The 12,777-nt window shown below is 52.1% G+C and carries 10 protein-coding genes; 5 read left to right on the top strand and 5 right to left on the bottom strand.

All coding sequences use genetic code 11. The features are described from left to right. The first annotated feature begins 9 nt into the window (after positions 1–9). Genes ACFQRK_RS11705 through ACFQRK_RS11685 form a run of 5 tightly spaced genes read left to right on the top strand, consistent with a single transcriptional unit; the run spans position 10 to position 7,931 of the window. Positions 10–1,644 carry a RagB/SusD family nutrient uptake outer membrane protein gene (locus ACFQRK_RS11705; protein WP_379006795.1) on the top strand — a complete coding sequence of 545 codons (1,635 nt, stop codon included), beginning with the start codon at positions 10–12 and terminating at the stop codon, positions 1,642–1,644. Positions 1,645–1,653: 9 nt separating this feature from the next. Beyond that, positions 1,654–4,683, top strand: a complete 3,030-nt coding sequence (locus ACFQRK_RS11700; protein ID WP_379006793.1) for a PVC-type heme-binding CxxCH protein — start codon at positions 1,654–1,656, stop codon at positions 4,681–4,683. Between the two features lie 20 nt (positions 4,684–4,703). After that, a complete protein-coding gene (locus ACFQRK_RS11695; protein WP_379006791.1) occupies positions 4,704–6,023 on the top strand; it encodes a neutral/alkaline non-lysosomal ceramidase N-terminal domain-containing protein in 1,320 nt (439 codons plus the stop codon). 8 nt (positions 6,024–6,031) lie between these two features. Next, positions 6,032–7,288: a polysaccharide deacetylase family protein gene (locus ACFQRK_RS11690; protein ID WP_379006788.1), complete on the top strand. Its 1,257-nt coding sequence runs from the start codon at positions 6,032–6,034 to the stop codon at positions 7,286–7,288. Between the two features lie 58 nt (positions 7,289–7,346). Then, positions 7,347–7,931 carry a YdeI family protein gene (locus ACFQRK_RS11685; protein ID WP_379006785.1) on the top strand — a complete coding sequence of 195 codons (585 nt, stop codon included), beginning with the start codon at positions 7,347–7,349 and terminating at the stop codon, positions 7,929–7,931. 47 nt (positions 7,932–7,978) lie between these two features. On the opposite strand, the gene ACFQRK_RS11680 is transcribed toward ACFQRK_RS11685, so the two are convergent. The 5 genes from ACFQRK_RS11680 to ACFQRK_RS11660 all read right to left on the bottom strand — a co-directional run bounded on the left by ACFQRK_RS11680 (position 7,979) and on the right by ACFQRK_RS11660 (position 12,773). After that, on the bottom strand, positions 7,979–8,221 hold the full coding sequence (locus tag ACFQRK_RS11680) for a hypothetical protein (protein WP_379006783.1): 243 nt from the start codon (positions 8,219–8,221) through the stop codon (positions 7,979–7,981). A 20-nt stretch (positions 8,222–8,241) separates the two neighbouring features. Next, positions 8,242–8,883, bottom strand: a complete 642-nt coding sequence (locus tag ACFQRK_RS11675) for a hypothetical protein (protein ID WP_379006780.1) — start codon at positions 8,881–8,883, stop codon at positions 8,242–8,244. Between the two features lie 28 nt (positions 8,884–8,911). Then, on the bottom strand, positions 8,912–10,921 hold the full coding sequence (locus ACFQRK_RS11670) for a TonB-dependent receptor plug domain-containing protein (protein WP_379006779.1): 2,010 nt from the start codon (positions 10,919–10,921) through the stop codon (positions 8,912–8,914). A 113-nt stretch (positions 10,922–11,034) separates the two neighbouring features. After that, positions 11,035–11,751 (bottom strand): LytR/AlgR family response regulator transcription factor, encoded by a 717-nt coding sequence (locus ACFQRK_RS11665; RefSeq protein WP_379006778.1) that lies wholly within the window; start codon positions 11,749–11,751, stop codon positions 11,035–11,037. Beyond that, positions 11,748–12,773, bottom strand: coding sequence for a sensor histidine kinase (locus tag ACFQRK_RS11660; RefSeq protein WP_379006776.1), 1,026 nt, complete (start codon positions 12,771–12,773; stop codon positions 11,748–11,750). Before ACFQRK_RS11660 ends, ACFQRK_RS11665 begins: the two co-directional genes overlap by 4 nt. Positions 12,774–12,777: the final 4 nt, after the last annotated feature.

Below are 12,777 nucleotides of genomic sequence, written 5' to 3'. Positions count from 1 at the left end.
GAAACGATCATGAAAACAACCATAATTAAGTTACTATCCGTAATCCTAGCGCTAACGGTACTGAATGCCTGCAGCGATTTTCTGGAAGTCACGTCAAAAAGTCAGATAGCCAATGATGCATTGTGGAGCTCTTCGGGGAATGCCGATCTGTTTTTAAACAATGTATATGCCGGACTGCCGGGTCCGTTTACGACTGACGACCCGGGCGAAAACTGGACGGATAATGCCATGGCCAGCAGGGTTGGGCCCACAAGCCGGAATTTGATGGCATTATCCCAATACGCGCCAAACAATTCACCCAGTCAATGGGGGCACTACGCCAACATACGGCGAGCAAATCTTTTTATCGAAAACGTGACCGCTTCCACACTCCCGGACGATTGGAAAAAACAACGACTGGCTGAGGCGCGCTTTTTAAGGGCGTATTACTACATGTTACTTTGGATGTACCACGGGGGCGTACCCATCGTTACTGATGTCCTGAATATGTCGGAACAGGGAGATGCCGTTTTCAGACCCCGGAATACAGCGGAAGAAACGTTTACGTTCATCACCGACGAGTGTTCGGCCATCGCAGGCGACCTACCGTTGAGCTCGGATGCCGGAAGAGCAACCCGCGGAGCAGCGCTGACACTCAAAGGGTGGTGTGAATTGGTCTGGGCCAGTCCCATTTACAACCCGGGAAATGAATCGGCTCGCTGGGAAACCGCCGCCCATACCCATAAACAAGTCATTGATTTAGACGTTTACAGCCTTTTTCCCGACTATAATGCCCTGCATTTTGAAGAGAACAACAACAATGTGGAAGTGATTTTTGACAAGCAGTACCTAGGGGGAACGGCGCTCGGGAGCAGTCGAGAGGGACTCCAGGGTCCCTGGATGGTAGGAGGCATCCAACGTTCATGGGGGAATGTGAACCCAACCCAGGAATTGGTAGATGAATATGCAATGGCCAATGGACTTCCCATCGATGACGCCGCTTCGGGATACGATCCGCAGCATCCTTATGAAGGCAGGGAAAAGCGGTTCTATCAGTCGATCATTTACGACGGAAGCGAATGGTTGGGATTCGAGATGGTCATGAAACAAGGCGTAGGAAGCCCGAATGCGACGGATCTGAGCGATATCAATGAAGCCACAAATACCGGGTATTCATTGCGAAAAGGCCTAAATCCGAATTATGCAATCAATGGGCCGAATCAGCAAAATAGCGGTAATTTTATTATCTTTAGGTTTGCGGAAGTACTCCTAAGTTATGCCGAGGCGCAAAACGAGGCCTTCGGACCGGATGAGTCGGTATACGCCGCAGTAAACAGCGTGCGGGAAAGATCCGAACTTCCTCCCCTTCGGGAGGGGCTGAGCAAAGAGGCCATGCGAACGGCAATTCATCGGGAACGGAGAGTCGAACTTGCTTTCGAAGAGAAACGCTGGTATGATCTGATACGGCTTCGTTTGGCAGAGAAGAACTTAAATGGAACGTTGCATGCCACCGTGATTGAGCGGAAAGGAAGTGAATGGACCTACAAAAACGTTCCGGCACCGGGAGGCCAACGTTCATTTGATCCCGCTAAAAACTATCTGCTGCCGATTCCGCAGGATGCCATCGACCGAAATCAGCAGCTGATTCAAAATCCGAATTACTAATTGTTCTTCATGAAGTCGAAATACATTTTACTCATTGGCAGTCTCATGGCGATCGTGAGCACGGGATGCCAGAAACAACCCGCGACCGTTCGCGGCCTCTCACCCGAAGAATCCCTGGCCACCTTTGAGGTTGCGGAGGGCTTCCAAATTGAACAGATCGCAGCTGAACCTCTCGTCTCCGATCCGGTCGACATGGAAATCGATGAATACGGGCGCTTGTATGTAGTGGAAATGCACGGATACCCGCTCGATAAGGAAGGATCCGGCAGCGTTAAACTTTTAGAAGACACGGATGGCGATGGAAAAATGGATAAAAGTATCGTTTTTGCCGACAATCTGGTCCTTCCGACCGGCGTTATGCGCTGGAAAAAAGGCATTCTGGTATCCGACGCGCCCGACATATGGTATTTTGAGGATACCGACGGCGATGGCAAGGCGGATGTAAAAGAGGTGATGTTAACCGGATTTGCCCTTGCTAATCCACAGCACAACGTGAACAACCCGTTGTTGGGACTGGATAACTGGATCTATTTGGGGCACGAACCCGCGGCAACGGCCAAGGTGTATACCGATTATTTCAGTGACCGCGGAAGCGACGTATATTTTCCGGCCCATGCTGACGGTCCGAAACTTCCGGAAAACGCCTTGGGACGCAGTGTACGGTTTAATCCCGACAAAGTCTTGCTAGAGAACCTCTCGAGCCAGACCCAATTTGGGCATACCTTCGATCCCTGGGGCCGCCGTTTCCTGGTCAGCAATGCCCATCACATCTATCAGGAGGTGTTCAAAGACCGGTATCTTCGGCGAAACGAGGCGCTTTTGATTTCCAATACCATCGAGTCGATCTCGGATCACGGCAATGCGGCCGACGTGTATCCCATTACCAAAAATCCGGAACATCAATTGCTGACCGACGTAGGGGTTTTTACCGCAGCCTGCGGTATTACCTCGTATACCGGAGGGCTATTTCCGTCGATATACGATCGCGTCACCTTTGTTGCCGAACCTGTCGGAAATCTGGTGCATGCCGACGTGCTTCGTGACCGGGGGGTTACCTTTACCGCCAGCAGGCTTTTTGAAAAAAAGGAGTTCCTGGCGTCTACCGATGCTTGGTTTCGGCCAGTAAACCTGTACGTCGGTCCCGATGGCGCTTTGTATGTCGTAGACTATTATCGGCAAATTATTGAACATCCGGAATGGATGGCGGACGATGTTGCTAAATCCGGAGCCATCTATAACGGAATCGATCAGGGAAGAATATACCGCATCACGCCAAAAGGAACCCCCAAGCTGAATTGGAGTAATCGCCTCAAGTTGGGAGATGGTCACCTGCAGGAGTGGGTAGACCACCTGGCCAGCCCAAATGCTTGGTGGCGTGGCCATGCACAACGTTTGCTGGTTGACCGAAAAGACAAAGCCGCCATTCCGCTGCTTGAAAAACTCGTGGGATCGGCCGAAAGCCCGCTAGCCCGCCTTCATGCCCTATGGACGTTACACGGCATGGATGCATTAACCAGCGAGGTATTGATACAGGGCCTTCATGACACGGAGGCTGGAGTCAGGGAGAACGCCATTCGCATGTCGGAAGATCGTTTCCTTATGAAGAAAAGCGCCGAAACGGACCGGGTGGTTGCCGAACTGATCAAACTCAAAAATGACAGTTCGCCCAAAGTCCGGTTCCAGCTGCTGGCTTCCCTCGGCTTTGTCGACACCCCCATCGCCGCAAAAACAAGGAAAGATCTGCTTTTCGAAAACCTGGACGACAGATGGATGCAGATTGCAACCCTATCAGCGACCCCCTTTGGCGAAGATAATCTTTTGGAAGAGGTGTTACAAAGATCCCGCCCGGGAGACACGCAATATGCCTCGCTCATTGAGCGGCTTAGCAACCTGACGGGGGCTACCGGAAATATGCCTACCATCAAATTGTTAATCAATAGGGCGCTGGTGCCGGGCAACACACCGCATTGGGCTACCGCGGCTTTGGCAGGTCTGACACAGAGTCTAAGAAATCGGGCGGCAGACAAAAACACGCTGGCACCCGAACGGGAACGGCTGCTTGCCACTGCGCTCAACAGTCCGGACGCCGCACTTCGCCGTTCCGCGATGAACCTCCTGCGAGTGATTGGCCTACCGGAAAACGAAGGGACTGCCGACGCAATAGCGAAGGCAGTGGCTAACCTGCAAAATACTGCGTTGGACGCGGAAAAAAGGGCGGAAAGCATGGAATTGCTAACCATCAGCGGTCCGGAAAAGTATGTGGAAATCCTACAAAACCTGATTACGCCGGCAGAGCCTATCTCCGTGCAATCCGCCGCGCTTAATGCCCTTAGCAGCATTCCCGACACTACCGTTTCCGGCTTTCTCATAAAAAGGTGGGCCAGTCTTACGCCAAGCCTCCGGGAACAGGCTATCGGCACGTTCTTGGGCAGCGAACCGCGAATTTCGCAGTTGCTTGATGCGCTTGAAGCGGGTGTCGTCGACCCATCGGTAATCAGCTGGCCCCGGCAGGTCGGCCTCATGGCCAACGGAAATGAACACTTGCGAAACCGGGCGAGAGACTTACTAGCCGATAAAAATGCGTCCCATCAAGAGGTGATCAAGACCTACCAGGAAGCGCTTACCTTGACAGGAAATCCCGAAAACGGAAAGCAATTGTTTGCCGTCCATTGCGCCATGTGTCACCAGATTGGCGGTAAAAACGGCGTCTTCTATGGCCCTGATCTGGCTTCCATCCGGAATAGACGTCCGCAGTCAATTATGGCTGATATCCTCAATCCGAACCTCTCCATTGCGGACGGATACGACATCTGGAACATCGAACTGAAATCGGGTGAAACGCTACAAGGGCTGATTGCCAGCGAAACACCGTCGGCCATTACCGTGCGAAATTACGGAGCGGTCGAACGTGTAATCTCGAGAAACGAAATCCATGCATTGACGGCAATGGGGGTATCCGTAATGACCGCAGGCTTCAATCAGCTAATTGACAAACAGCAAATGGCCGACCTGCTGTCCTACCTCAGACAATCCGAATAAAACGTTTAACCGTAAAAACCATGAGACCAATTATCTGGAACTACACCAAATCATTGCTCGCCAGCAGCTTCTTCGGCTTGCTTGCACTGACAGCCCATCCCCAGGCATTCCGGGCGGCCGTCAGCAAAGTTAACATCACGCCTCATACCTCCCAGCAATTGCTGGGTTATGGCGCGAGGAAATCCACAGGGGTAAATGATTCCATTTATCATCGCGTGGCCGTGTTGGACGACGGCAAAACACGCTTTGTACTTGTGTCATCCGATATCTGCCTGGTGGCGCCTTCCGAATACGATAGGGTTGCGGAAAGACTAGAAAATGAATTGGGAATTCCGCCGGAAAATTTCTGGTGGTCCCTGACCCATACACATTCTGCACCGGAAGTCGGCCCCCCGGGACTGCCGGAAGCGTTTCTGCCAAATCGATACACACATCAATACGACACCGCCTATACCGAAGAAACGGAAGCCCGGTTGGTGCGCGCCGTAGCGGACGCTGTTAACCAATTGGAACCTGCTCGACTGTCTGTCGGCTGGGGTCATTCGAATGCGAACATCAACCGCCGCGCAAGAGATGCCGAAGGGAAAACCTATCTGGGTCTTAACCCAGACCTGCCGGTAGACCGGCGTATTGGTATGCTGCGCATTGAAAGGCTCGATAATTCTCCCATCGCGATCATTGCCAACTACGCAATGCACGGCACCGTGATCGGTGGCGAATGTACGCTCATCAGTGGGGATGCCCCGGGGATCGTGGCGGATTATGTCGAAAAAAAGTCAGGGGCAATGATGCTCTTTATTAATGGGGCCGCAGGCAACATTGCCCCTATTTATAGCACGCAAGCCGGCCCGTCCCGGCTGAAAGAATTCGAACCGCTGTTGGGTGACCGCATCCTTGAAGCCAATGCGAGAATGACCGCATCGAGCCCGAATGTCGCCCTCGATCCAGGAAAGACCACGGTAGGGACGCCGCGCAAGAAGGGGCTGAAGTGGCCGGATTACATGAAAAAATATACCGGTAGAAACAGCACAGGTACAGAGATCGTTAACCTGCCCATACGCTTTTTAGCGATTAACCACGATATCATGATATGGAGCGCTCCCCTGGAGTTATTCTGTGAAATCTCGAACGAAGTGCGCAACCGGTCGCCATTTCCCTACACATTCTATTATGGTTATACCAATGGATGGCTGGGATACCTGATGACCGACGAAGAGATTCCCTTAGGGGGTTATGAAACCACGGTAACGCCGTTTGAACCCGGTGCAGGTACGGATGTAATCAATGCGGTGCTGGGATACATCGAGGGAGCAAGCAATCGAAGCATATTAGATCAATAAAAAAACCTATGAGACGATCTTATCTACAGACTATCGCACCCGGGGCCGGGTGGGTAATGTTCCTGGTGACAATTTTAGAACCGTGCGTGGTCACCGGACAGGAAACGTTCCCCTGGCCGGAAGGAAAAAAATTTGCAATTAGCCTTTCGTTTGACGATTCGCGTTCAACAAATTTAACGTATGGTATCCCCCTGCTCGACAGCCACGATATACGTGCTACGTTCTACGTGCATCCCCAAGTGGTCAATGAGAAATTAGCGGAATGGAAAGCAGCGGTAGCTCGGGGACATGAAATCGGCAACCATACGCGGGTACACCCTTGCAGTGGCAACTTCCTTTGGTCGCGGCATAAATCTTTAGAAGAATATACGTTGGCAGACATGGAGGAAGAGTTGGCAGCGTGTAATCGGGAAATTGAAAATTTACTCGGGGTGTCCCCACAAAGTTTTGCGTACCCGTGCGGACAGACTTTTGTTGGCCGTGGAACCGGAAAGAAAAGCTATGTACCTCTGGTGGCATCCCGTTTTACAAGCGGAAGAGGATGGCTGGATGAAGCTCCTGCAGATCCCCTATATGGTGATCTTGCCGAGCTAAGCGGTATGAAGATGGACGATATGGACTTTGACGAATTGATGCCCATGATTCGCTATGCACGGGAAAACAATCTATGGCTTGTCCTGGTTGGGCACGACACACAACCGCAACCTACCGGACAAACTACGAGATTGACCTTTCTCAAAGATTTATGCGAATACATCCAAGCCAACGGGGATATTTGGGTTGCACCGGTAGGTGAAGTAGCCAGTTATATCGAAACGACCCGGACAAATGGCCGGCTTTTGAAGCACGAACTCCCATCCATTCAGGCGGATTTAGAAGGAACCATACACTTGAAAGCATCCTCAGGTAGGGGCCTGGGGCCAAAAATCGAATACATGCCGGATTGGAAAGCCTTTGGGTGGTGGACGAATCAAGATACCGTTAGCTGGCGTATCAACGCCCCTGAGGCAAGGACTTATCAGATCGAAATGGACTGGTCAGTATCCGACCAGGAGGCGGGCAAAACCGTTCGCGTACTTGTCGACGGCGAAGCGCAAACGGTAACCATCGGAAAAACGGGTGGATGGGAAACGTTTAAACGGGAAGTCGTCGGCACAATACGGATAAACAGCGGAAAGCACACCTTGACTATCGTGCCGGCAGACCCCGGTCGCGAGGGACCGTTGATGGACCTGCGGCAGGTTCGCCTCATCCCCGTGCTGTAACCGCTCGTGGCTTTGTTTTCCTGATTTTGTCTATCTTGGTCTGTTTAATAACAATCACATGACGACAAATCCGAAAGTTGACTGGTTTTTTAACGAGGATACGCCGTGGCAGAAGGAATACGCCGCGCTAAGAAGAATCATCCTCGATTGCGGACTGACCGAAGAGCTGAAATGGGGCCAGCCTTGTTACACATTACAAGGCAAAAACGTCGTCCTTATTCACGGATTCAAGGAATATTGTGCGCTGCTTTTTTTCAAAGGTGCCCTGCTGAAGGATGACCCAGGGATATTAATCCAGCAAACAGAAAACGTACAAGCCACCCGTCAGATCCGGTTTACCGATGTCCGGGAAATTGTTGAGTTGGATAAGACACTGAAAGCGTATGTGCATCAAGCGATTGAGGTAGAAAAGGCGGGCTTGAAAGTGCCTTTGAAAAAGACGTCAGATTTTATCGTGCCGGAGGAATTCCAAAAGAAATTGGACGAAATGGCTACCCTCAAAGCGGCCTTCGATGCGTTGACGCCCGGCAGACAAAGGGCTTACATCTTTTATTTTTCGCAGGCAAAGCAATCCAAAACCCGGGAATCAAGAATTGAAAAATACATCCCCAAAATATTAGCCGGGAAAGGGCTTGAGGATTAAAAAAGCCGTCTCATTTCCTATGAGACGGCTCCTGCTACCATACCGCTTTACCGAGTGTCCGGCTGCTCAACACAGATGCCGCCGAATCGCCCATCGCTATCCCGATGGACCAATTGCCGCATGAAAAAAATGTTTGCCGCTACAAACAGTACGATGATTAATATCGCTGCCACCCTCGTTAGCCGGGTCAATGATCTTTTCTTCGAAAACCCGCCAAAGACATAGCCGAGGATGAAGACCATGCTAGCTGCGAACAGCAGCCGCACGATGATAATAAATGGGAAAAACATGGTTGTACGTTTTTATGTGATCAATCGTTTATTAACTCCTTGTTTTCGCGAGCCCCCCAATGGGGCTGAACACCCGGCTTTTCCTTGGCAAGCAATGCCAGACTTTTATGGGCGAGTTCTTTTGCCAGGCGCTTGTCGCCGCCCCACATCTTCGGTGTGTGGTACTTATTCCAAGCGTCTACATAGACGGCACGGGGATTGTCAGCGTCGAGCTTCAATGCCAACTCAAGGTATTTACCAGCCGTGGGGCCGTACTTACGTCCCATGGTCATTGGATTGATGAACACCTTCGTGCGGTATAGCAAGCTGGCAACTACATAAACTTCAGCCAGCTCCTTCCGCTGGGTTGCACTGTCAATACGTGATCGGGCTTCTTTCAATTGCTCGAGGCCACGGTCGCTGTAGCGTTCAATACGGTCGCCTTCTTTTTCGAGCAGGAAGCCGATGTTGGCGTCGCATAATGCCGCGTAATACGGTGGCAACCATTGATTGTCGGTCGCTGAAAGCGCCGCGAATTGCGATTCCAATACCTCGTAGTCAGCCACGGTAGTGGCGTTATCCAATTTAGCGACCAGTTGTTCCAGGGTGCTTGCGCCGCCCCGATCCTGGGCGAACCCGCTGACCGGAATCAGCGCGACAAGCATGATGATTACTTTTTTCATTGCTTTTGTGATTTTGTGATAATGTGAACTAAAGAAGTTGGTTATCCATGAAGTCGTCTCTGCGGTCCACCCCCCAATTCATGAACACGCCGATGTAGTAGTAGCGGGGTGCCGGCAGGGTGATGGCCTGCCGGTATTGTCCGTCGGTACTGTACTGATACCCGAAGACCTGTTTGGTGCCCAACAGGTTGTTTACGCCCATGCCGATACCGGAGAAGTTTTTCAGCTTAGACCGCTTGAAGAAACTGGTGAGGTAGGCCACGTGCAGATTCACCACGCTATAGGGCCGAGTCGTGCCTGCATGCCGGATCGATGAGGATTCCGGTCCCGGTGATGGCACGATATCGTAAAAGGGTCTTCCCGATGCGAAAGTGTACGACACGTTGATGTTGGTGGAAAGGGCCGGGAAAAATTTCTTGATTGCCAACGTGCCGGTATGGGGCGCCGCAAAAGTGGGCTTTAGCAGCGCTGGATAATTCAGAAACTGGCGCTTGGTATCGATATACGTATACGTAATCCAGTAATCCAGGTTGGCAAACGTCCGCTTATCACGGAAAAAGAATTCGAGACCTTTGGCATCGCCCGCGCCGGATGTCGCCAGGATGGGTTCGGTCCGTAACAATCCGTCGTACCGTTTATAATAGGCTTCCGCCCGGAAAAACCGGTTGCCACCGTTATAGGTGTAGTTGACAAGGTAGTGGGCCGCCCGCGAGAATCCCAATTCCGGATGATCGTACAGGTAGATCGATGACGGCGCTTGATAAAAGATGCCATATGCTGCGTTCAGCTGGCCGTCCGGCCCCAGCCGGTAACCCAGGCTAACACGTGGGGCAAATGCCCAGCGCTGCAGAGCCGATGAATGTTCGACACGCCCACCGACCTTGGCCCCCAGGCGTGTGGTAAGGTAAACGTCCCCCTCCGCAAATGCCGAAGTAAGCTGATCCGTGAATCGGATGGGACGGTCTTCCCAAGTCCCCGTTTCCCGGGTAAAGAAATGTTCCGCACCGAAACGGATGGCTTGATTGCGGGCAAAGCCTTTCGAGAAAACCGTACGCAATTGGGCGAAGTGCTCATCCCGATCGGAGTGGCCAGCCTGATCCGAACGGATGGACGTACGCAGGAAACTGTATCCGGCGCTGGCATCCATTTTCCAGTTATTGCCGAAGTAGCGAACCAGATTCAGGTTGTTGTACGTATTCCGACCCCGCACGAAATACGCTGAGCGGCGGTTTGGATCATCGACATCCGGCTGGGTCAGTCCTACTTCGCTGCCATTCCAGTTGGTGTAGAACTTCAAGATTCCCCGCTCGTTTGTTTTGATCCGAAAGTGAGCGTCGCCCTGCAAATAGCTGGGGCCGGCGAAATATTCCGGGCCCTGCGGAACGATCGCGTTGTACAACCGGTGATTGCTATATGCCAGGTTGATTCCATAGCCGCTGTTGCCGTCGTTCGCACGCCGCTGGAACCCCAATCCACTATTCGCCGGAAAGATACTGAAGCTGGCTTCGGTCGCCTCGGGAATGTCGATGCTCTCCAGAATCAGCGCGCTGCTCATCGCCTGGCCATAAAGGGCTGAATAGCCCCCGGTACTGAACAGGATCCCTTTGAACAAAAATGGATCAATGCGGGCATATTGGGGGATGCCCGGTACAGAAGGATAATTCGGGTTCTTCACCAGAATGCCGTCAATGAATTGCTTGGTTTCCTCTCCCGTGCCACCACGTACAAATAGTCCCTCTCGTTCGCCGATCTGCTGTGCACCCGGCAAAGCGCGGAGCGCCTGCGACAAGTCGTTGTTGCTGCCTGCAACGGTCACTGCATCTATCGGTGTAAGGGAAGCCCCTTTCGCCTTGTCACTCGCCTCGAAAGTACCGGCGCTAACCTGTACCTCTGCCAATATTCTTGGCTTTCCCTCGCTGACGGTGCTATCGCGCTTCTCGCTACGCTTGTCCTTTGGTCGATCCTGAGCCACCGCCCCCTGGCTTCCTATCAGGAAGATCACGACTGAGACGAGGCTGATGATTCTTGGTGTTTCCATCGCGTTGTTTCATTTGATTCCGTAACAAAGCTAGGATGCACATCCATCCGATTTTGGATGTGTAGACCAACGGGCCGATTGCCGCGACAAACGGTTGAGGTGTGTAGACGTGCTTAGTTAGTGGATGGCCGGACGATGCGCTCTACCTGCTCCCGATAGGCTTCGCCGATAGGAAGCTCGCGTTCCCCGAGATAGAGGGTGTCCCGCTTGATCGCGGTGACGTGCGGAATGGAAACCAAAAACGACTTATGTGTGCGGATGAATGGCGCGGCAGCCAAGCGCTCCGCCATTGATTTAAGGGTCATGCGCGTCAGCACAGGCTTATCGCTTGATGCCAAGTGAATCTTCACATAATCCTTGAGCCCTTCAATGTACCGGATATCCGCGACAACAATTTTTACCTGGGCGTACTCGACGTTGACGAAGAAAAAGGGATCAGAACCGGGCGCCGCGGAACGTGCGTTACCTTGCCGGGATTGATGGCGTTCCAGCGCCCGGTTGCAAGCTTTGAGGAACCGATCGAAGGCATAGGGTTTCAAAAGGTAATCGACCACGTCCAGATCAAACCCTTCAAGTGCATATCGTTCATACGCCGTCACCAAGATTGCTAAAGGGGGGTGCGGAAGAGAACGAAGGAACTGCAGTCCGCTAAGCCCCGGCATTTGGATATCAAGGAATATCAGGTCAACGGATGCCTCCTGAAGCACATTGATGGCTTCCATCGCGTTTTTACAGCTGCCCACCAATTGAAGATACGGCACCTTCCGGATGTTATCCCCCAAAAGATCCCGGACCAGTTTCTCATCGTCTATGGCCAGGCACCGCATCATGACAGCACAAGTTTAAGGGTAACCTCATACCAACCTTCCCGCTCGCCGATTGTGAGCCGATACGCACCGCCGTACAAAAGATCCAGTCTTTTTTTTACGTTTGCCAGGCCAATTCCGGAATCCCGGTCCTTGCTGGTTTCGGCCGACGGGGGGGCTATCCGGTTTCTGACGTTAAACACCAGTTGACCTTGCTGCTCCGATAAGTGGATGGCAATCTCGGGGTGCTCCAGGTGGCTGGTACCATGCTTAAAGGCGTTTTCCACAAAAGGGATGAGCAGCATCGGCTCGATGAGATAGTGTTGTCCCGCTTCGGGGGCCAGCTCGATCGTTGTCGAGACATCGATGGTGTCGTCAAAGCGGAGTTGTTGCAACCCGATGTAGTTGCGCAAGTAGGTAATCTCTTTGGAAAGCGGCACACGCTTGCCCTCCGTATCGTAAAGCATATACCGCATCAGATCAGAAAGCTGGATCAATGCGGGTTCCAGCAATTCAGATTTCTTCCGCGCCAGCGCTACCAGATTGGTCAGCGTGTTAAACAAAAAATGCGGGTTGATCTGCGAACGGAGGAACTTCAGTTCAGTAGCCAACCGTTCCGCGCGTTCTTCTTTCTGCAGGCGTTCCCCGCGAATGTTGTCCAGTATTTTGCGATAAACGATGCTGATGGCAAAAAAAACGAAGCTTGGTGCGAAGACGATGCGATAGGTAACCGGGTTGGCCAATGCCTCGGAAAACCAGCGATCCAGGATGGCGTATTTGAACACCAAGGAAAAGCCCACTAACATAAGGGACGATAACACGTACAGCCACCACGTACGTCTGTTAAAGAATTGCGGAAAAAGTACGTAGGCATTGACGTAGAATATCACCGCATGGATAAGACCTGCCCAGGTAAAAAAAACACCTCGAATAGAGCCAATCGCATACCCGGTGCCAGGGTCAGCAATGAAAAATGGAAAGAAAAGGATGGCCGCCCATACGATGGCATGGAAGAAGAGAATGATGTATGGGAAAGATATCCGCATGCGT

Source organism: Parapedobacter sp. GCM10030251 (assembly GCF_042666505.1).
GTDB lineage: Bacteria > Bacteroidota > Bacteroidia > Sphingobacteriales > Sphingobacteriaceae > Parapedobacter.
The sequence above is the reverse complement of the archived record's forward strand: the minus strand, read 5'-3'. Positions and strand labels throughout refer to the sequence as shown.

What these genes read in the sequence shown, in the direction of transcription:
- ACFQRK_RS11705 (WP_379006795.1), top strand. Translation starts at nt 10, where the DNA reads ATGAAAACAACCATAATTAAGTTACTATCCGTAATCCTAGCGCTAACG.
- ACFQRK_RS11700 (WP_379006793.1), top strand. Translation starts at nt 1,654, where the DNA reads ATGAAGTCGAAATACATTTTACTCATTGGCAGTCTCATGGCGATCGTG.
- ACFQRK_RS11695 (WP_379006791.1), top strand. Translation starts at nt 4,704, where the DNA reads ATGAGACCAATTATCTGGAACTACACCAAATCATTGCTCGCCAGCAGC.
- ACFQRK_RS11690 (WP_379006788.1), top strand. Translation starts at nt 6,032, where the DNA reads ATGAGACGATCTTATCTACAGACTATCGCACCCGGGGCCGGGTGGGTA.
- ACFQRK_RS11685 (WP_379006785.1), top strand. Translation starts at nt 7,347, where the DNA reads ATGACGACAAATCCGAAAGTTGACTGGTTTTTTAACGAGGATACGCCG.
- ACFQRK_RS11680 (WP_379006783.1), bottom strand. Translation starts at nt 8,221, where the DNA reads ATGTTTTTCCCATTTATTATCATCGTGCGGCTGCTGTTCGCAGCTAGC.
- ACFQRK_RS11675 (WP_379006780.1), bottom strand. Translation starts at nt 8,883, where the DNA reads ATGAAAAAAGTAATCATCATGCTTGTCGCGCTGATTCCGGTCAGCGGG.
- ACFQRK_RS11670 (WP_379006779.1), bottom strand. Translation starts at nt 10,921, where the DNA reads ATGGAAACACCAAGAATCATCAGCCTCGTCTCAGTCGTGATCTTCCTG.
- ACFQRK_RS11665 (WP_379006778.1), bottom strand. Translation starts at nt 11,751, where the DNA reads ATGATGCGGTGCCTGGCCATAGACGATGAGAAACTGGTCCGGGATCTT.
- ACFQRK_RS11660 (WP_379006776.1), bottom strand. Translation starts at nt 12,773, where the DNA reads ATGCGGATATCTTTCCCATACATCATTCTCTTCTTCCATGCCATCGTA.